The organism is Streptomyces sp. JH34 (genome assembly GCF_029428875.1).
Lineage (GTDB): Bacteria > Actinomycetota > Actinomycetes > Streptomycetales > Streptomycetaceae > Streptomyces.
In genome coordinates this window covers 3,249,609-3,267,755 of sequence record NZ_JAJSOO010000001.1, presented here as the reverse complement: position 1 = coordinate 3,267,755, position 18,147 = coordinate 3,249,609, and the positions used below count along the sequence as shown (strand labels likewise).

The following is an 18,147-nucleotide window of genomic DNA, read 5'->3' as shown; positions in this document are numbered from 1 at the left end:
TTCGTCAGCCGATGGCCTCCTTCGGGTAGTGGCGACGCAGGTTGGCCGCGAGGACGCGGTCGACCGTGCGGTCGGACAGCACCCGGCCCAGACGGATGATCAGGGCGGCGTCCCGGCCGGCGGTGTAGCGGGTGCGCGGACGGCGGACCGTCACGGCCTTCGCGATGACCCGGGCGGCGGCGTCGGCGGTCAGCCCCGATGCGGTGCCCGAGGCCATCAGCCCGTTGTTCGCCCGGACCAGGCCGCCGTAGCGCTCCTCCTGGTCCGGAGTCATCAGGGTGGCCAGACGGTTCGCCGTCGCGACCCCGCGGGCGGCCATCTCCGTGCGGACGCCGCCGGGTTCGACCACGACCACCTGTACGCCCATCGGCGCGACCTCCCGGCGGAGCGAGTCGCTCACCGCTTCCAGGGCGAACTTCGCACCGGCGTACGCGCCGTACGTGGCCATGGCGAACTTTCCGCCGATCGAACTGATGTTGATCACGCGGCCCTTGCCGCGCAGCAGTGCGGGCAGCAGCGCCTGGGTGACGGCGATGTGGCCGAACAGGTTGACCTCGAACACCTGCCGCCACTCCGCCACCGGCAGGACCTCGACCGGCGCGTTCACCTGGACACCGGCGTTGTTGACGAGGGCGTGCAGGGGGCGCGTGTCGTCGGTGACCCGCTCGGCGAGTGCCTCCACGTGCGCGGGGTCGGTGATGTCGAGGGTGACCGGCTCGATGCCGGTCGCCCGGAGGGCGTCCGCGTCACGGTCACGACGCACACCTGCCAGGACGTGGAAGCCCCGGCGGGCCAGTTCACGAGCGGTTGCCGCGCCCATGCCGGTGGAGGCTCCGGTCACGACGATCAGCTTCTGATTTTCGGATGACGTTGTCACCTTGATCACGGTACAAGCTCAGATGACGCTGTCAACTTTAGGTAGGATGGGTGCCATGGTCACCCGAGCCGAGTCCGCCGCCGCCACCCGCCGCGCGCTGCTCGACGCCGCCGCCGAGCTCCTCGACCTGGGAGGCCCCGAAGCGGTCACCCTGCGGGAGGTGGGTGCGCGCGCAGGCGTGTCGCGGGGGGCGCCGTACCGGCACTTCGCGGGCAAGGACAGCCTGTTGACCGCCGTCGCGGGGGAGGGCTGGGAGCGGATCGGTGACCAGGTCCGGGCCCTGCGGGCCGACCCGGCCCTGTCGGCCACCGAGAAGCTGAGTGGCGCCCTCCGTGCCCTGACAGGCGTCGGCCGCGCGCAGCCGCACCTCTACCAGTTGTTGTCCATGCGGCGCGGGGACCGTCCTGAGGAGCTCGGTGACGGGATCGAGCGCGTGCGGCGTCAGCTGTGCGGGCCGGAGGGGGACCCGGAGGCGGCCGCCCGTGAGGCCGGGCGTTTCCAGGAGGAGTTCCTGGCCGTCGTCACCGGCCTCGTGGGGGAGCGGAACGCGCAGCGCTACGGCGCCCTGCTGCTGGCCGGCGCCCACGGTGTCGCCGGCATGGAGCTCAACGGGCACCTCGGTGCGGACGCGTGGCACACCACCGCCGACGAGCTCGTCGACACCCTCGTCCGCATGGTCGCGGACGCCCGGGAAGCGGCGTAGCGGCACCCCTTCGCCCTTGTCGGCGGTGCGCACCCCCTCCCCGCATCGGTGGGGGCCACGGCCGAGGCGTTGTCCCACGTCCCCTTCAGCAGAGCCACATGGCGCCCGGGATCCCTGCTGAGCAACCCGGCCGGCACGGGAGTGCCGTTGTGGCGCGAAGCGCTTGGACGTGCGCCGCACCTCCAGCAGTACGTCCTGCATGACCTCCTCCGACTGCGCGGAGTCCCGCAGGACCTTACGGACCATGCCCATGACCGGTCCGGCCACCGTGGCGTGGACGGTCGCGAAGGCGTCTGGCCAGGCATGCGGCGTGCGGATCGCACGGGCGAAGAGCTGGGGCCGCCTGCCGAATGTAGGCACCCGGCCCGGCCCCGGGCCTCTTGTGAGCAGCCGAACGGTCGTTACCCGGCGGTAGACGTGCCGGGTCCGTACGGACGTTCCTGTGTCGCCCGCCCTCGTGACGCCCCGTGCCCGGTCCGTCCGCCCGGACCGGGGGACGAGGCCCGCCCGGACGGTTGCCATCCGGTGCTTCCAACGGTTGCAGTCGGCACACGCCGGTACAAGGTTCCACCAGACGTCAGTTCCGTCTGACAACCCGAACGTTATCCCCCTACCCCCGCGCCGGATCCAGCGCAGAAAAGCCGTCGGCGGCCTCCTTGGCGAGTACCGCCGGGCAGGCTGACCACTCGACATATCCGCTGGTCAAAACAGGTGAAGCAATATTTAAGCGGTACGGGAAACGCTGAAAACGTTCGGTCACTCCCGGATCACACCAGTCCGGCCACCTGTGGAATCAGGATAAGACGATTTCAGTGGTTGAACTTTCCATTTGACCGCCGCGCCAAGACCATGCAAATAAGCACCTGCACGCCATGTAGATGGCTGCATCACCCACTTGCAGTGGCTACCCTGGAAGCACGTGCGCAGTAGTTTTTGAGGTGCTTGAAATGCAGAATGTGCAACCAAAATCGACACCCCCAAGCAATCAACCCAATACAAGCCAAACACACCCCGCCAACGAGGGCCGCTACCAGCAGGCCGGCAAAGAACTCGGCGAGGCGGTAGGCAAAACCGGCGGCGAGTGGGCAGGGGAGAAGGCGGGCGGCGCGAGCGGCAAGTTCCTCGGGGGGCAGGTCGGTAAGGAGCTTGGCGGAATGGCCGGTTCGGCAGGCGGGGCTGTAGCCGACACCTTCGGCAGCGTGGAGGACAGCTCTGACCTGCCGTCGACACCGGACCCCAAGGACGCCGGAGCGCCGTCCGCGCCTAATGCGCAGGGCGGTGGCACCTCCAGTCCTGGCACCGGCGGTACGGGGGGTATGTCCTCCGCTGGAGGTCCGTCTTCGAATCCCGGAGCATCCTCCAGCTCCGGCACTGCGCCCTCCAATCCGGGCATGTCCGGCGTATCCGGTGGCGGGACTTGCAGCCCTGGCACCGGCGGTACGGGGGGTGTGTCCTCCGCTGGAGGTCCGTCTTCGAATCCCGGAGCATCCTCTAGCTCCGGCACTGCGCCCTCCAATCCGGGCATGTCCGGCGTATCCGGTGGCGGCGTTTCCAGCCCAGGCGCGGGTGGCGCGGGCGGGATGAGCAGCCCAGGCACGGGTGGCGCGGGCGGGATGAGCAGCCCAGGCACGGGTGGAGCGGGCGGGATGAGCAGCCCAGGCGCCGGTGGCACGGGCGGGATGAGCAGCCCAGGTACCGGTGGCACGGGCGGGATGAGCAGCCCAGGTACCGGTGGCACGGGCGGGATGAGCAGCAACACATCCTCGAACCCGTTCAATTCCGGCGGTGGTGCATCGTCCTCGAACCCGTTCAATTCCAGCGGTGGTGCATCGTCCTCGAACCCGTTCAATTCCAGCGGTGGTGCATCGTCCTCGAACCCGTTCAATTCCAGCGGTGGTGCATCGTCCTCGAACCCGTTCAATTCCAGCGGTGGTGCATCGTCCTCGAACCCGTTCAATTCCAGCGGTGGTGCATCGTCCTCGAACCCGTTCAATTCCAGCGGTGGTGCATCGTCCTCCAACTCGTTCAATTCCAGCGGAAATTCTTCGAGCCATAATTCATCCGGTGGTTCAGGCAGCGCGTCCGGGGGGCTGTAGTTCCACTCCCCCCGGGGGGCGTCAAACCCAGGAGGGTTTGTAAAGGAGGTTCGACGATGGTGACCGGCCAAGTAACCATGTTTCAGGAGCGATACGAACGAAGGGCGACAAGCAACGATCCAGTCACGGTGTGGAGTTTCCGTCTGGAACGCCAAGACGAGCGTGGACAGCCGCTGCCACGGGTCGGCGTCGAGATGCGGGGCACAGGGTTCGACGGAACGCTCGCGCAGGGCGACTGGGTTCGCATCGACGAGGCCTGGCAGCCGGGGACGACGCTGCAGACCAGGCAGATCGCCAACCTCTCCACCAACTCCACGGTGCGCGCCCGCGGCGAAGGGTCGGCAACCAAGGCCGGCAGGACCGTCGCCTTGGTGCTGTTCGTCCTGTTCTTCCTGGCAGTCGCAACCTTCATTGTCGTCGGTTGGGTCACGTCGATGTGACGCTCGCAGGACCTCAGCGTCAGCACCAGCACATGACGATGGCTGCTCTCCTCCCGACTGAACCATGTAGGACACGGCCTAAGCCGGTCGACAGCCATCAGATCGCCTTTCTGGTTCACGATCGAGTCTTCAGACCCCTGTCAGGTGTTCCCGCACCGACGGGGGTCGTCTCGTGGTCGGCACGCCAGAACGTCGCGATGGTCCCTGGCCAGTCGGTCACAAACGGTCAACTGGGCCGATGGGGAGGGCGGGTGGGTGGGAAGAGACCCTCCACCCAATCCACTGGAAGAGCGCTCGGACTCCAAGGCTTGAGCGCCGGGGGTCAACGCGTCAGGCCCGCGGCCCCCGATCGGATGGCGTCCGCCGCACGGTCGGGCGTGGCGCGACCGCGGATCGCCAGGATGACCGGTGACGGCGCCCTGACCAGCAGGTCCGGAGGCAGGGGCACGTGCATGCCGTCGACCGATCCGAGCAGGGAGAGACCATGGCGGACGAGCTGAAGTACGGCGACAGCATCCACCTGCAGAACGGCTACAACGGATGGACGGGCGGCTACCTGGACACCAACGGCCACAGCACCGACTCCGGCGGCAAGTACGCCGTCTCGACCGCCGAGTCACCCACCCGTGGGGAGGGCACCGGCACCTGGGAGATCCTCTCGCCGAACGGCAAGGCGGTGGGCACCCCCGTGGTCAGCGGTGACGTGATCCAGCTGCGCAACCTCTACGGCGGGGACGGCGGTTACCTCGACACCAACGGCCACGCCACGGCGGACCAGCGCAACGCGGGCGCCAAGTACAACGTCTCCACGTCCAAGGACCGGGACCGCGCGCCCGGCTCCGGCACCGGCCGCTGGCGCATCACCGCGCGGACGTCCACGCCGGCCGACGGGAACATCCGCCCCGGCGACGTCATCCAGCTGTGGAACCTCTACGCCGACAACGGCGGCTTCCTGGAGACCAACGGCGGCGGCCCGGTCGGTGGCAAGTACGACATCTGCACCAACGCCTACGCCAACCGCTCCTCGGACGTTGCCTACTGGAAGGCCCAGCGCCCGTAAGCGGTCGACGGCGTGAAGTCCCGTCATGGGGGCCGCCGCTCAGCCGACGGCCCCTGCGTCACCTCAGCGTGTACGGATCGAGTGGTGCGTCCCCTTGCCGGCGGCCCCCAGCTTGTCGGGGTCGGCGATGCTGTGGATGGCGGAGATCCGGCCCTCGGCGGCGAAGTCGAAGGTCACCGTGGCGATCACACGGTCCGGTGCGCTGAAGACCATGCCCGTCCCGTCGTTGATCCCGACGAGCTCGGCACGCGCGTCGGAGGGCTCGACGCCCTGGTACGACACCGTCCCGATCTCCGAGAACCTCGGCTACGCGGGGAGCCGGTCGAGTCCGAGCGGTGCGGGAGGCGGCAGAGGCGCTGCCGCCTCGGCCCGGAAGGACTGGAGGAGGTAGCCGACCAGCCGCCGGGTCGCGGCGGGCGCGTCGTCACCAGCTCCCGCGGTGGCGCCGCAGTTGGCGAGCATCAGCAGCGTGATGTCGCGCACGTCGAAGTCCTGGCGCAGGCGTCCGCAGTCCTTGGCCCGCCCGATCAGCAGGGCGAGGCCCTCCTCGGCGCGGCTGCGTTCCCCGGCGAACTCGGCGTGGTCGGGGAATCGGGACAGGAACGCCTCGGTGAAGCCCCGCTCGGTCGCCTGCATCATGCAGACCTTCTCGACGACCGAGCAGAAGCCGCGCCAGGGGTCGGGGTCCTCCAGCCCCTCGTCGAGGAGAGCGACGCAGTGGGCGAGCTGTTCGGAGAAGGCCTCGGCCACCAGCGCGGCCCGTGTCGGGAACCGCCGGTAGAGCGTGGCGACCCCGACCTTCGCGCGCCGGGCGATCGCCGCCATGGGCACGTCGATCCCCTGGAGGGCGTACGCCTCGCGGGCCGCGGCGAGGATGCGCTCACGGTTCTCCCGGGCGTCGGAGCGCAGTGCCTCGGGGGCTTTCCGATAGGCCTGGTCAGGCATGTTTCTCACTTTGCTCCAAATGGAGGGTGCCATCCACTTACCCGTTTAGCGTGGGACGTATGGACGATATGCGAGCGGCGCTCTACGACAGCTACGGCCCTCCCGAGGTGCTCTACGAAGGCCGGGTCCCCGTCCCGCAACTCCGACAGGGCGAGGTGTTGGTCCGTGTCCACGCGCTCAGCGTCAACGGGGGCGAGCTGTACGGCCGGGCCGGACGCGTCCGCCTGGTGACGGGCAGCCGCTTCCCCCTGCGTACGGGAATGGACTTCGCCGGCGAGATCGCCCGCGTGGACGGCGCGGTGAAGGGGCTGCACGAGGGCGACCGGGTGTGGGGGCTCCTGGGCCGCACCTTCGGAAGCGCCGCCGAGTACGTCGCGGTCCGGCCACGCCAACTCTCCTACGCCCCGGCGAACGTCTCGCTCGTCGAAGCCGCGTCACTGCCCGCCGGGACGACCGCCATCACCGCTCTGGAGACCAAGGCCCGGCTGAAGGCGGGCGAGCGCCTGCTCGTACGCGGCGCCGGCGGCGGGATCGGCAGCGTCGCCGTCCAGCTCGGCAAGGCGCTGGGGGCCCATGTGACCGGCCTGGCCGGCGGGAAGAACCTCGACTTCGTACGTGAACTGGGGGCGGACGAGGCGTTCGACTACAGGACCACGGGGCCGGAGGACCTGGGCCCCTTCGACGTCGTCCTGGACACCGCCGGCACCGAACACCGGGCCTTCCGGCGGCTCCTGGCCCCCGGCGGACGCATGGTGTCGATCGCCTTCGACATCGACCACCTGGCCGCGAGCCTCTCCTATCTGCTCGCGTCCACCGTCCACGGGCCGCGCCGGGTCCGCTTCTTCAGCGGCAACCCGAAGCACGACCTCTTCGCCAAGCTCACCGCCTACGTGGAGAGCGGCGCGATCCGCCCCGTGGTGGACACCGTCCACCCGCTCTCCGACATCGCCGCCGCGCACCGGGCACTGGAGGCGGGGGGCGTGCGGGGGAAGCATGTGGTGCGGGTGGTGTGAGGCGGGCGGGTCACGGGCTGCCCCTGCTTCGGGGGCTCTTCGTCCACGCCTGCGGGCTCGTCGACGAGGGTGCCGAGGACGTCGAACACGACGACATCGATCTCCAACTCCGACACGGTGAACCCTCCTGGGCGGGATGCGGTCGGCTACGGGCGCTTGAGGTCTGCGACGAACGCGGACCAGGCGGCTGTCCGGAACACGAGCGCGGGGCCGTCGGTCACCTTGGAGTCGCGGACGGGGACGATGTCGGGGTTGCCGGTGGCGACTTCGAGGCAGTCGCCGCCGCTGCCGCCACTGTATGAGGACTTGTGCCAGGCCGCCGTGGCGAGGTTGTAGTCAGAGCTGCTGATCTTCATGGGCGTAATCCTCCGCCACGGATTCGATCAGGGCCAGGGATGCATCAGGTGACAACGCGCTGGCTACGACCAGATCGTAGGTCAGTTCGTACTGCTTGACCGTAGCCGGATCGTCCCGCAACTGTCCTGTACCCAGCCCTTGAAGATAGGCGAGCGGAGGAGCGCCCGAGAAGGACATCAGTTTGACGGGACCTTCGAGAGCCATGTGCGCTCCGGCGGAGAACGGCAGGACTTGCACGATCACCCGATGAAGCCGCGCCAGTGAGGCGACGTGCCCGAGCGCTTCCGCCATCACCGCATTGCCACCCGTCCGGCGACGCAGGACGGCCTCATCGAGAACTGCCCAAACCAGTGGTGTTGTTGGATCAGCCAGCAGTTGAGCCCGCTCCAGCCTCGCGACCACCAACTCATCGATCACGTCCTCCGGGGCTGTCGGCTGGTACGCCCGGAATACGGCGCGCGCGTAGGCATCGGTCTGAAGCAGGCCAGGAACGAGAAGCGGGGCGTACTCCTTGATGGTGGTCGCTTCCCGCTCCGCCTCAGCCGCTTCCGCGAAGTGGTCCGGGTACTTCGACGCCTTCAGCGCCGCGCAGTTCCGTACGAAGAACCCGTCCGCACCCAGCACCTCGTCGAGCCTCTGGGCCTGGTCCGCCTGCATGCGGCGGGTGCCGGCCTCCAGCTGTCCGACGAAGGAACCGCTGACGAACAGGGGCGTCCCCAGGTCGTCCTGAGACAGGCTCGCGGCCTCCCGACGATGGCGGAGTTCGGCGCCCAGGAGGGCGCGGGGGGAGGCGGAGGGGTCCAGCTTCTTCGGTCCGGGCAAAGCGACTCCCAGTGGCACACGTGCGGATGTTGGAACTGCACCTCTTCCACGGTAGCGACGAATTGGCCACGCTGAGTAGGCATAGCCACTACTCAGCGTGGAAATGGGGAAGATCATGATGACGGCTACGGAACGGCGCCAAGAGGCAGCGGGCAGAGTGCGGGCGGCAGAGGACGCGGTGGCCCGGCTGCGGTCAGGGCTCGCAGGGGTCGGTGTGAAACTGCCCTCGCTGCGGATCGACCCGGTGTCGTGCGCGGGCAACGAGCCGGCACCGCTCGTCGACCTCGGCCGGTGCTCGATCGAGACGGCGCTGCGGCTCAGTGCGCAGCTGGAAGCGGCGGCGGCCCATGACAGTTGAAGGTCTGGAGCCGTGTATGCCGGAGCCCGGAACGTTCGCGGTGGACGGCCGGGACGGTCGGGTGGGACGGGTCATGGGCCGCGTCGGGCCCTATGTACAGCTACGGCCGCCGGGTGGCGGCGCGGAGTGGGACTGCCCGCCGGAAGCCGTCCGGCCGGCCTCGGCGGGGCTCGTGCTGCGGGCCCGGGTGACGGAGATCAACCGCGAGGGCAGGCTGCCGTCCTGAGCGGTCGGCGCCTGCCGTGAGGTCCGGCCCGGTGGTCACGCCGGGTCGGCCGCCGTGTCCGGGGACTGCCGCTCCCCGGTCCGGGAGAGCCGCCGGTGGAGGGCCACCAGGACGGTGTGCGCCGGCGGAAGGATCAGGGCGCCGGTGAGCAGCAGGGCGGTGGCGATCGGGGCGAGGACCCCGGCCACGTAGGCGCCGTAGGTGTTGTCCGGACCCCACTCCAGGAACAGGGAGGCCGCCCAGGAGCGCGTCGGCCGGGCGGCGGCCTCGAGCAGCAGGTACAGGCCGACGGTGAGTCCGCCCAGTGGCAGAGCGACGGCCAGGGCGCGGAACCAGGAGGTGGCCCGGCCCCAGGTCAGCGACCAGGAGCGGCGCAGCGCGGCCAGGGGTCCGAGGCCTTCGTTCGCGGAGGCAGCGGGAGCCAGGGCCCAGCCGAACCGGAGCAGCAGCGTCAGGGCCAGGCCCAGCAAGGGCGGGCCGTAGGTCAGCAGGGGATTCAGGTTGGGGTACTCCCACAGCGGGACGAGCACGGTGTAGTCCCTGAACAGAGTGGTGGTGAAGTACTCCTCCACCAGGATGCCGATCACCGACGGGGCCCACACGAACACCCCGCGCACCGCGTACACCCCCAGAACCGTACGGAAACGGCCACGCGGGCCGCTCCCTCCCGGTTCGGCGGCGGCTCGGGCGCACGCCGTCTGGAGGGAGGTGCACGCCAGGTCCAGCAGCAGGATCAGGAACGGGAGGCAGGCGAGCAGGATGAGCCACATGGTGTTCACGCTGCGGCCGTCCGGGGCGTAGGAGTCCTCGTATTCGCGGGCCTGTATCGCGCCCAGGCGTATCTCGTCGAACTCGTGCCAGGCGGCGACGAACCCCACGACGGTCAGCAGCAGTCCGCCCAGGGCGACCAGGCCGGTGACGAGGGCCGCCCGGCCGTAGAGGCGGCCCCCGTCGCGGCGCATGACGGCGAGTGCCGTGCGGGCGATGCCGCGTCGCGAGCCGTGCGCCTCCTCCGCCTGCCGCTCCTCGTCCGGGGCCGTCCGGTGGGTGCTGCCGCCAATCGCCTGGCCGTTCGTCATGTCTACCGCCTCTCGCTGTCCGGGGGGACGCTGCCCAGCACTCGAAGATCAACGTCTCAGGGGAGAGATGCGTGAGGACGGGCGGCCGGTTCCTCGGGCACGACGAGCGCGGGGACACCTGCGGTGAGGTCACTGCGGGCGTCACACGATCGTGGGACGCTGATGGGACCTGCGATGACCGCCGCGAACAAGTCGATCTACGCTCCCGCGTACGGCCACAGGAGGAGGGACCTGCGATGACCGCCGCGATGGTCGAAAGCGATCAGGGCTCTGAAGGCCGCCCGTGGGACTACCTGCTGCGCACATGGCAGGAACTGGACGTGCCCGAGGGGTGGCGCGCCGAGATCGACGAAGGGCAGATCGTCTTGGTGCCGCCACCTCATGCGCAGCACTACGGCATCGCCGCGAAGGTGCAGCGAAGGCTCTACACGAATCTGCCGGAGGAACTGGAGATCTACCAGACGCTCGGTGTCCACGTCGCGCCTCTCGACAAGCTGTACGTCCCGGACCTCGTCGTGATGCCGGCAGAACTGATCGAGGCTGCTGACCCGGAGACTAATGCCCCGATGGATGCGTCGGAGGCCTTGCTGATCGTCGAGATCACCTCCAAGGGGAACGCCCGGGAGGACAGGACGAAGAAGTACCGTGCCTACGCGCGCGCCGGGGTCCCGATGTATCTGCTGCTGGACAGGTTCGACACCCGTGGGGCGACGGCGACGCTGTTCACCGAGCCGAACGAGGACGGAACGTACAAGCGTTCCGACCCCGTGCCCTTCGGGAAGCCGCTCCTGCTGCCCGCGCCCTTCGACGTCACCCTGCTCACGGACGGCTTCCCGGTCTGAATCCTCGCCGCCCGGGGTGGTCAGGACCTGGGGCCGCGCCTTCGGGCACCGACAGCGGGGTCGGCTCCAGGGGAGCCGGCCCCGCCTCTGTTCGTGGAACTGCCGGGATCAGACGATGCGGTAGCTGTCGTAGTAGCCGCCGATCTGGGCGTGGTAGCCCGGATCGTTCGCATGCGTGTGCTTGTCGAACTCCGGGGAGTCCTTGATCTGATCCTTGGTCAGGTCGACGAAAACCGTCCGGTGTTCCGTGTCGATCCTCTTGACCGTGCCTGCCGGGAGCAGGACGTCCTTGCCGAAGATCCAGACACCGGTGTCGACGACCAGGTAGGCGGAGCCCACGTCGTCGGAGTGCTTGTCGACCTTGCCGATGCTTCCGTCCGTCGCCTCGACCGAGAATCCGGTCAGATCGGCGCCCGCGGTGTGACCGCTCGATGGCTGGTAGCCCCACAGGTTGTCGCTCATGATCGGCTCCTTCCTCGACGGTTCATTCGGCACGGCGAATCCCATCGTGATGAGGATGAGTGCCGCTCAGTATTCGGCTGCCCGGCCATTTCCGGTCCATGCCCGGCGAATTCGGTGAAGTACGGAAAAACGCGGGTGGCGCACGGTCCGAGGACCGTGCGCCACCCGCGTCAGTACTGGTCGGGGCCGTTTACCAGCGGTACCACCGGCCACGCTTGCCGCCGCCGGCTGCGGGACGTACGAAGAATCCGATGAGCCAGACCACGAGTACGATCACCGCGATCCACCACAGTGCCTTGAGTGCGAAACCAGCACCGAAAAGGATCAGGGCGAGCAGAAGAACGAGAAGCAGGGGAACCATAGTTATCAACCTCCGTGACATCAGGTGCCCAGCAATCAATTTCCTACACACACGTGTGTGTACGGAAAACGCCGCGTACTTCTCGTGACCGTTCGTGGCCTGCGCGTCACGGCGGAGGCGGGGTCAGACCCCGGCGGGCTCCTTCGCCGGGTTGCCGCCCGAGGCGGCGGCCGGGCCGGTGGCCGCGACCGTGGAAGGGGCCGGCTCCTGGGAGACGTTGAACTCGGCCAGCAGGGACTTGCTGAAGCCGAAGAAGTAGGTGGCGACGAATCCCGCGACGTAGCCGACCAGCAGACCGCCGGCGTAGATCGCGATCGTGGAGCCGAGGCCGTGGTTGCCGTCGAGCAGTGGGAACAGGGCCCAGCCCGACGGGCCGATCGCGGTGGAGCCGACCGAGTCGCCGAGCTGGTTGAACAGGCCCACGAAGCCGCCGCCGAACGCGCCGCCCACACAGGCCGTGATGAAGGGGCGGCCCAGGGGGAGGGAGACGCCGTAGATCAGGGGCTCGCCGACGCCCAGCAGGCCTGCGGGCATCGCGGACCTGATGGTCCTGCGGATCGACTCGTTGCGCGGGAGGCGCAGGTAGACCGCGGCCGCCGCACCGACCTGGCCGGCTCCGGCCATGGCGAGGATCGGGAGCAGGACCGTGAAGCCCTGCTGCTCGATCAGCGTCGTGTGGATCGGGATCAGGGCCTGGTGCAGGCCCAGCATCACCAGGGGCAGGAAGAAGCCGCCGAGCAGGAAGCCCGCGCCCGCGCCGCCCGTGGAGAGCAGCCAGTCGGCGAAGGTGCCGATGGCGGAGGAGACCTCACCGGCCACGTACATCAGGCCGAAGATCGTGACCAGGCCGGAGATCAGCACCGTGAGCGTCGGTGTGACCAAGACGTCCAGCGCCTCGGGCACCCAGCGGCGGCACCACTTCTCGACGTACACGGCGAGGACCGCGGCACCGAGGGCGCCGAGGACACCGCCCTGGCCGGGGGAGAGGGTCTGGCCGAAGGCGTCGATGTTCGCGACACCGGGGAAGACGATGATCGCCGCGACCGCGCCGCCGAGGATCGGCGTGCCGCCGAACTCCTTCGCCGTGTTGTAGCCGACGAAGACCGCGATCAGGGCCATGAAGCCGGAGGCCATCGCCGCGAGGGCGGGGGTCACCGAGGTCAGCCAGCCGAGGTTCACCAGCAGCCCGTTGAGACCGGCGATGATGCCGCAGCCGATCAGGGCGGGGATCAGCGGGACGAAGATGTTCGCGATCCTGCGCAGGAACAGCTTGAAGGGCGTCGAGTTCTTCGCCTTCTGCTGTGCCTTGAGGGCGGCGCCCTTGCCGGCCAGCTCCTCGGCCGTGTGGGCGGGCGCCGCGGGTTCGGACGCCCTGCCCTCCTCGACCAGCTGCTCGAACTCCGGGGTGACCCGGGCGACGGTGCCGGGGCCGAGGACGATCTGGTAGGTGTCGTCCTCGACCACGCCCATCACTGCGGGGACCGCCTTGAGTGCCTCGTCGTCGACGAGGGAACGGTCGTGCAGGCCCAGCCGGAGCCGGGTCATGCAGTGGGCGATCGAGCTGACGTTCGCAGCGCCACCGACGAGCGGCAGGATCGCGGCGGCAGTGGCGCGGTTCTTGTCTTCAGTAGCCATGTGCGTGGTGCCTTGCTGTGCGAGGAGTGGTGCGTCAGGTGGTGCGGACCGCCGCGAGGGCGGCGCGGAGGTGGCCGTGGGAGTCGGCCAGGAGCGTGGCGGCGGTGGGGCCGTCGACCCCGCCGAGGATGGTGAGGATGGCGTTCTTGACCTCTCCGCCGGTGGCGGCGAGTGCCGTCTCGATCTCCTCGTCGGAGGCGCCCGTCGCGAGGGAGACGATCCGGCGGGAGCGGGCGCGCAGCTTCTCGTTGGATGCGCGCACGTCGACCATGAGGTTTCCGTACGTCTTGCCGAGCCGGATCATCGTGATCGTCGAGAGCATGTTGAGGACGAGCTTCTGCGCCGTCCCCGCCTTGAGGCGGGTCGAGCCGGTGAGCAGCTCGGGACCGACGACGATCTCCAGACCGTGCTCCGCCGCGGCGGCGAGACCGGAGTCCGCGTTGCAGGAGAGCCCGATGGTGAGCGCGCCCCGGCCGCGGGCGTGCTCGACGGCGCCGATGGCGTACGGGGTGCGGCCTGAGGCGGAGATCCCGACCACCGTGTCGTCGGCGGTGAGACCCAGGGCGTCGAGGTCGGCGGCGGCCAGCTCCTTGCTGTCCTCGGCGCCCTCGACGGCCTTGACCATGGCGGAGGGCCCACCCGCGATCAGGCCGACGACCTCGGACGGGTCGGTGTTGAAGGTGGGCGGGCACTCGCTGGCGTCGAGCACTCCGAGACGGCCGGCGGTGCCGGCGCCCGCGTAGATCAGCCGTCCGCCACGCGCCATGCGCTCGGCAGTGGCGTCGATCGCGGCGGCGATCTGCGGAAGCCTCTCGGCCACGGCGGCGGGGACGGTGGTGTCCTCGCCGTTCATGATGCGGGCTATCTCCCGCGTCGGCAGCTGGTCGATCTCGGCGAGCTCCGGCCGGAACGCCTCGGTGGTGAGGGTGTCGAGCTGCGCGCGCAGTTCGCCGTAACCGTCGGGGGTCGGGGCGTCGGCGTTCGCGTCGGTGGTGGAGGTCATGGACAGCGGCTCTGCTTTCTCGGGTTTCACGGGCGGGCTCGTACGGTTCGGCGGGTACGGGGCGGGGGCTGCCGGGGTCAGCGGCTGCGCGGGGTGTGGCGGTGGGCGAGCGCCTCATAGGAGGCGGACAGGGCGGGGGCGGCCGTCTCGTACGTCCGCTGGGCCACCCCTATGAACAGGCAGTCGACGACGAGGAGCTGACTCGTGCGGCTCGACATGGCCGCGGGCCGCAGCTCGCTCTCCCGGGCGGTGGACGTCGTCAGCACGTGGTCGGCGTACTGCGAGACCGGACCGTCGGGGCGGCCGGTGATCGCGACCGTCGTCGCGCCGCGGTCGAAGGCGACCCGGAGCGGCTCGATGACGTCGCCCGTGGAGCCGGAGTGCGTGATCGCGATGGCCACGTCGCCGGAGCGGAGCTGCACCGCGTTGGTCACGGCGAGGTGCGGGTCCATGTGGGCGTGGGCTATCAGGCCGATGCGGAGAAGCTTCTGCGCCAGGTCCTGGCCGACGAGGGAGGACGCGCCGACGCCGTAGATGTCGATGCGGCGGGCGGTCGCGGCGGCGGCCACGGCGGCCCCGAGCTGCACGGTGTCGAGGCCGGCGGCCGTGTCGGCGAGGGTCTGCTGCTCGTCGTAGGCGAGCTTCGTGACGACGTCCGCGATGGGGTCGTCGACCGCGATGTCGGCGGTGACCGCCGGTGCCCTGCCGGACTGCTGATGGGCGGCGAGGCCGGCGAGCGCGAGACGCAGGTCCCGGTAGCCCGGGTAACCGAGGAGGCGGGCCGTGCGGACCACGGTCGCCTCACTGGTGCCGGTCAGCTCGGCGAGGCCGGTGACGGTGAGGGCGGCACACCCGGCGGGGTCACCCGCGACCGCTTCGGCGACCCGCTGCATGGAACGGGTCATGGACGGAGCGAGGGTCCGCACCTTGGCCGCGAGGGCCGCGGGGGCGGGCGGGGAGTCCGGATTGAAACTTTCCTTCACGTCATTGGTCACATTTGAAAGATATTTTCACGGGTGAATCCCGTCAACCCCCCTTTGGTCCCTGCCTCTGGAGGACCACACCCGGCCGCGCGGGCGGCGGGGGACAATGGGGCCATGGAGTTGAACAGCCTGGAGCAGGAGCTGCACACCGCGCGTGCGCTGGTGATGGCCGATCTCGTCGCGGGCGATGTGGCCGATGCCGGGATCGTCTCGATGGTCGAGGACGCGATAGTCCACCGCCGCTGGTGGGTCGAGCAGTGGCCGGAGGGCGTGGCCTTCGTCACCGGGCTCGTGGCGCAGGACGTCCAGGACGCTCTGCTCGAACAGCACGGGCGGTGGCCGCTGTGCCCGGTGTGCACCGGGGAAGGGCCGCACGCCCTGGACGTCGAGCCCGAGCTCGGCCCAGACCCGCACTGGGTCTGCACGAAGGCGACGGTGTCCGTCGCACGGGTGGGATCGCTCGCCGAGGCGCTCGGCCGGTGACCGTCTACATCGACCCGCCGACCTGGCCGGGGCACGGCCGCATGTGGTCGCACCTCGTCAGCGACGTGTCCTTCGAGGAACTGCACGCCTTCGCCGCGACCATCGGCTGCCCGCCCCGCGCCTTCGAGCGCGACCACTACGACGTGCCTGAGGCGCGTTACGCCGACGCGGTGCGCGCCGGGGCGCTGGAGATCGGGTCGAAGGAGATCGTGCGCCGGCTCACCGACGCCGGACTGCGCCGGCCGAAGGGCCGGCCCGCCCCCTGAGGGGTACCGGCTCCCGCCGGGCCCACGGCCCGCGCTCCTTGAGGGGTACCCGCGAAGTTCCGCCTAGCCCGCGGCCCGTTCCGAGGCGACGGTCCGCCCCCGACCGGCGGCCTGTTCCGGAATCACGGCCTTCTCCGCGCCGGCAGGCCGCTCCCCGTCGGCGTGCGCCGGTGCGCCGGCGATCCTGCGGGACGGCGTACCGTCGCGCAGCCGCAGCGAGACCGTCACGGCCGCCAGGCCGAGCACCAGCATCGCGGCACCCGCCCAGGCCGTCGCCCGGAAGCCGAAGTCCGCGTCGATCACCGCGCCGCCCAGCCACGGGCCGCTCGTGTTGCCCAGGTTGAACGCGGCCGTGGTCGTCGCCCCCGCCAGCGTCGGGGCGACCCCCGCGACGTTGAACATCCGGGCGTTGAGCGCGGGGGCCGTGTAGAACGCGGACAGCCCCAGCAGGAACGCGAGGACGACGACGGCGACCTGGTTCGACGCGAAGAGGGCCAGTGCGACGAGGAAGACCGTCGAGGCGCTGATACCGCTCAGCAGCACCCCGAAGAGGTGGGCGTCCGCGACCCGCCCGCCGATCGTCGTACCGATCAGCGCGCCGACACCGAACAGCCCGAGCACCCACGGGACCCAGCCCGAATCCAGTCCAGCCACGTCCGTGAGCAGCGGTGCGAGATAGCTGAACGCGCAGAACACGCCGCCCGCCGCGAGGGCCGTGATCACGATGGACAGCCACACCTGGCGGTCCCGGTAGATCGCGACCTCGCGCTTGAGCTGCGGCTTCTCGTCCGGCAGCGGAATGCGCGGGATACGGGTGACGACGCCCACGAGGGCGATCGCCGACGCGGCACCCACCGCCCAGAACGCCGAACGCCAGCCGAAGCTCTCCCCGAGGAACGCCCCCAGCGGCACCCCGAGCACGTTCGCGATCGACAGTCCGCCGATCATCACGGCCATCGCCCTGGCTCGCGCGTTCACCGGCACCATCGCGATGGCGACCGCCGCGCCGACCGCCCAGAAGCCGGCGCACGCCAGCGCGCTCACCACCCGGGAGACGAACAGCACGTCGTACGTCGGTGCCAGCGCGCCCGCGACCTGGCCCAGCCCGAAGACGGAGATCAGCGCGATGAGCGTCGTGCGGCGCGGCAGCCGCAGCGTGGCGACGGCGAGCAGCGGGGCGCCGACCACCATGCCGATCGCGAAGGCGGATATGAGGAGTCCGGCCTTGGGGATGGACACGTCCATGTCGTCGGCGATGGGCGGCAGCAGCCCGGACAGCATGAACTCACTGGTACCGAGGGCGAAGACCGAGAGGCCGAGGATGTAGACGGCCATCGGCATACGGGGACGGCTGGGAGCAGAATCGGGCATGACAGTGGCCAACAGTGCTTTCGTCCCTGTCATTCCCCTGTCTCACCGGCTGAGAAGCTCCAGTTCGGTGGTCAGGTTATGCCGCGCCCTCGGTTCCCACTCCCGCGCACCGTGGGGCGTGCGGAACAGCCGGGGCAGCTCCAGCAGCTGTCGCAGGACCGCGGAGCGCCCCTCGCGGAACGCGTCGTCCGGGACGAAGCCGTACTCCTCGCGCACCCGCGCCGCGTATGCCGCGTACTCCTTGGGCGGCGACGCGAGGATCGCGAGGTCCGCGTCGCACAGGACCTCGCCGTTGGTGTCGCCGTCCGCCGGGTCGTGCGTGACGGTGAGCCGGACCAGCCGGGCGACCTCGGCCGTCGCGGCGTCGGGGACGCCGGCCTCGGGCAGGGCGCGCTCGGCGAGCGCCGCGCTGCGCTCCTCGTTCTCGGAGCGGTCGGGGCGGTAGACCGCGTCGTGGAACCAGACGGCGATCCGCACCAGTTCCGGGTCGGAGGCGTGGCCCGCCAGGGTGTCGACGCGGTCGAGGACCTGAGCCAGATGGGCGGTGGTGTGGTAGCGCCGCTGGGGTTCGGCCCAGCGGACCAGGAGGTTGTCGGCGTAGGGCATCGGGTCGGGGCCCGCCCCGCCGCGTACGGCGAGCAGGGTCTCGCGCCAGCGGTCACGGAGGGCGCCGACGGGGGGCGGATTTTCGGAGGGGCCGGTCTCGGAGGTGCCGCTGTCGCTCATACGCCGAGGGTAGGGCGTACGCCCGGTGCGCAGGGCCCG

Annotated in this window: 23 protein-coding genes; 10 read left to right on the top strand and 13 right to left on the bottom strand. The window is 70.1% G+C overall.

From position 1 onward, the window contains the following. Window positions 1-4: 4 nt before the first annotated feature. A complete protein-coding gene (locus LWJ43_RS14385) occupies window positions 5-877 on the bottom strand; it encodes an SDR family oxidoreductase (protein WP_277332658.1) in 873 nt (290 codons plus the stop codon). A 55-nt stretch (window positions 878-932) separates the two neighbouring features. On the opposite strand from LWJ43_RS14385, the gene LWJ43_RS14380 reads away from it, so the two are divergent. The 4 genes from LWJ43_RS14380 to LWJ43_RS14365 all read left to right on the top strand — a co-directional run bounded on the left by LWJ43_RS14380 (window position 933) and on the right by LWJ43_RS14365 (window position 5,176). After that, entirely contained in the window at window positions 933-1,580 is a 648-nt protein-coding gene (locus tag LWJ43_RS14380) for a TetR/AcrR family transcriptional regulator (protein WP_277332657.1), read from the top strand. A 1,646-nt stretch (window positions 1,581-3,226) separates the two neighbouring features. After that, entirely contained in the window at window positions 3,227-3,676 is a 450-nt protein-coding gene (locus tag LWJ43_RS14375; protein WP_277332656.1) for a hypothetical protein, read from the top strand. Window positions 3,677-3,732: 56 nt separating this feature from the next. After that, complete coding sequence (locus tag LWJ43_RS14370) at window positions 3,733-4,116, top strand: hypothetical protein (RefSeq protein WP_277332655.1); 384 nt, start codon at window positions 3,733-3,735, stop codon at window positions 4,114-4,116. Window positions 4,117-4,600: 484 nt separating this feature from the next. Next, window positions 4,601-5,176, top strand: coding sequence for a hypothetical protein (locus tag LWJ43_RS14365; protein ID WP_277332654.1), 576 nt, complete (start codon window positions 4,601-4,603; stop codon window positions 5,174-5,176). Between the two features lie 63 nt (window positions 5,177-5,239). Here LWJ43_RS14365 and LWJ43_RS14360 read toward each other — a convergent pair whose 3' ends face one another. Together LWJ43_RS14360 and LWJ43_RS14355 are read right to left on the bottom strand one after the other, a co-directional pair. Continuing rightward, window positions 5,240-5,458 carry a hypothetical protein gene (locus LWJ43_RS14360; RefSeq protein ID WP_462100884.1) on the bottom strand — a complete coding sequence of 73 codons (219 nt, stop codon included), beginning with the start codon at window positions 5,456-5,458 and terminating at the stop codon, window positions 5,240-5,242. 24 nt (window positions 5,459-5,482) lie between these two features. Continuing rightward, entirely contained in the window at window positions 5,483-6,121 is a 639-nt protein-coding gene (locus LWJ43_RS14355; RefSeq protein ID WP_277332653.1) for a TetR/AcrR family transcriptional regulator, read from the bottom strand. A gap of 59 nt (window positions 6,122-6,180) precedes the next feature. Here LWJ43_RS14355 and LWJ43_RS14350 point away from each other — a divergent pair, with 59 nt between their 5' ends. Beyond that, window positions 6,181-7,134 (top strand): NAD(P)-dependent alcohol dehydrogenase, encoded by a 954-nt coding sequence (locus tag LWJ43_RS14350; RefSeq protein ID WP_277332652.1) that lies wholly within the window; start codon window positions 6,181-6,183, stop codon window positions 7,132-7,134. 146 nt (window positions 7,135-7,280) lie between these two features. Here the strand turns inward: LWJ43_RS14350 and LWJ43_RS14345 are convergent, their stop codons facing one another. Beyond that, window positions 7,281-7,490, bottom strand: a complete 210-nt coding sequence (locus LWJ43_RS14345; RefSeq protein WP_277332651.1) for a DUF397 domain-containing protein — start codon at window positions 7,488-7,490, stop codon at window positions 7,281-7,283. Then, window positions 7,471-8,313, bottom strand: coding sequence for a helix-turn-helix domain-containing protein (locus tag LWJ43_RS14340; RefSeq protein WP_277332650.1), 843 nt, complete (start codon window positions 8,311-8,313; stop codon window positions 7,471-7,473). Before LWJ43_RS14340 ends, LWJ43_RS14345 begins: the two co-directional genes overlap by 20 nt. Window positions 8,314-8,431: 118 nt before the next feature. Between LWJ43_RS14340 and LWJ43_RS14335 the strand changes: the two genes are divergently transcribed. Both LWJ43_RS14335 and LWJ43_RS14330 read left to right on the top strand, forming a co-directional pair. Then, the gene (locus tag LWJ43_RS14335) at window positions 8,432-8,671 is read left to right on the top strand and encodes a hypothetical protein (RefSeq protein ID WP_277335886.1); all 240 of its coding nucleotides are present in this window, start codon (window positions 8,432-8,434) and stop codon (window positions 8,669-8,671) included. A 16-nt stretch (window positions 8,672-8,687) separates the two neighbouring features. Next, window positions 8,688-8,897: a hypothetical protein gene (locus tag LWJ43_RS14330; RefSeq protein ID WP_385449950.1), complete on the top strand. Its 210-nt coding sequence runs from the start codon at window positions 8,688-8,690 to the stop codon at window positions 8,895-8,897. Window positions 8,898-8,932: 35 nt separating this feature from the next. Here LWJ43_RS14330 and LWJ43_RS14325 read toward each other — a convergent pair whose 3' ends face one another. Then, window positions 8,933-9,976, bottom strand: coding sequence for a hypothetical protein (locus LWJ43_RS14325; protein WP_277332648.1), 1,044 nt, complete (start codon window positions 9,974-9,976; stop codon window positions 8,933-8,935). Window positions 9,977-10,212: 236 nt separating this feature from the next. Here LWJ43_RS14325 and LWJ43_RS14320 point away from each other — a divergent pair, with 236 nt between their 5' ends. Next, the gene (locus LWJ43_RS14320) at window positions 10,213-10,818 is read left to right on the top strand and encodes a Uma2 family endonuclease (RefSeq protein WP_277332647.1); all 606 of its coding nucleotides are present in this window, start codon (window positions 10,213-10,215) and stop codon (window positions 10,816-10,818) included. Window positions 10,819-10,926: 108 nt separating this feature from the next. Here LWJ43_RS14320 and LWJ43_RS14315 read toward each other — a convergent pair whose 3' ends face one another. The 5 genes from LWJ43_RS14315 to LWJ43_RS14295 form a co-directional block, all read right to left on the bottom strand. Further along, window positions 10,927-11,280: a PRC-barrel domain-containing protein gene (locus LWJ43_RS14315; RefSeq protein ID WP_277332646.1), complete on the bottom strand. Its 354-nt coding sequence runs from the start codon at window positions 11,278-11,280 to the stop codon at window positions 10,927-10,929. 190 nt (window positions 11,281-11,470) lie between these two features. Next, window positions 11,471-11,641, bottom strand: a complete 171-nt coding sequence (locus LWJ43_RS14310; RefSeq protein ID WP_031093367.1) for a hypothetical protein — start codon at window positions 11,639-11,641, stop codon at window positions 11,471-11,473. A gap of 123 nt (window positions 11,642-11,764) precedes the next feature. After that, window positions 11,765-13,276 (bottom strand): PTS transporter subunit EIIC, encoded by a 1,512-nt coding sequence (locus tag LWJ43_RS14305; protein ID WP_277332645.1) that lies wholly within the window; start codon window positions 13,274-13,276, stop codon window positions 11,765-11,767. Between the two features lie 34 nt (window positions 13,277-13,310). Beyond that, a complete protein-coding gene (gene murQ / locus LWJ43_RS14300; protein WP_277332644.1) occupies window positions 13,311-14,279 on the bottom strand; it encodes an N-acetylmuramic acid 6-phosphate etherase in 969 nt (322 codons plus the stop codon). Between the two features lie 77 nt (window positions 14,280-14,356). Beyond that, window positions 14,357-15,274, bottom strand: a complete 918-nt coding sequence (locus LWJ43_RS14295; RefSeq protein ID WP_277332643.1) for a MurR/RpiR family transcriptional regulator — start codon at window positions 15,272-15,274, stop codon at window positions 14,357-14,359. Window positions 15,275-15,376: 102 nt separating this feature from the next. On the opposite strand from LWJ43_RS14295, the gene LWJ43_RS14290 reads away from it, so the two are divergent. Then, a complete protein-coding gene (locus tag LWJ43_RS14290; RefSeq protein WP_277332642.1) occupies window positions 15,377-15,745 on the top strand; it encodes a hypothetical protein in 369 nt (122 codons plus the stop codon). Next, window positions 15,742-16,011 carry a DUF4031 domain-containing protein gene (locus LWJ43_RS14285; protein WP_277332641.1) on the top strand — a complete coding sequence of 90 codons (270 nt, stop codon included), beginning with the start codon at window positions 15,742-15,744 and terminating at the stop codon, window positions 16,009-16,011. The genes LWJ43_RS14290 and LWJ43_RS14285 overlap by 4 nt, the downstream gene beginning before the upstream one ends. Window positions 16,012-16,074: 63 nt before the next feature. On the opposite strand, the gene LWJ43_RS14280 is transcribed toward LWJ43_RS14285, so the two are convergent. Together LWJ43_RS14280 and LWJ43_RS14275 are read right to left on the bottom strand one after the other, a co-directional pair. Beyond that, window positions 16,075-17,352, bottom strand: coding sequence for a Cmx/CmrA family chloramphenicol efflux MFS transporter (locus LWJ43_RS14280; protein WP_277332640.1), 1,278 nt, complete (start codon window positions 17,350-17,352; stop codon window positions 16,075-16,077). 72 nt (window positions 17,353-17,424) lie between these two features. Beyond that, a complete protein-coding gene (locus LWJ43_RS14275; protein WP_277332639.1) occupies window positions 17,425-18,108 on the bottom strand; it encodes an HD domain-containing protein in 684 nt (227 codons plus the stop codon). Between the last annotated feature and the right edge of the window lie 39 nt (window positions 18,109-18,147).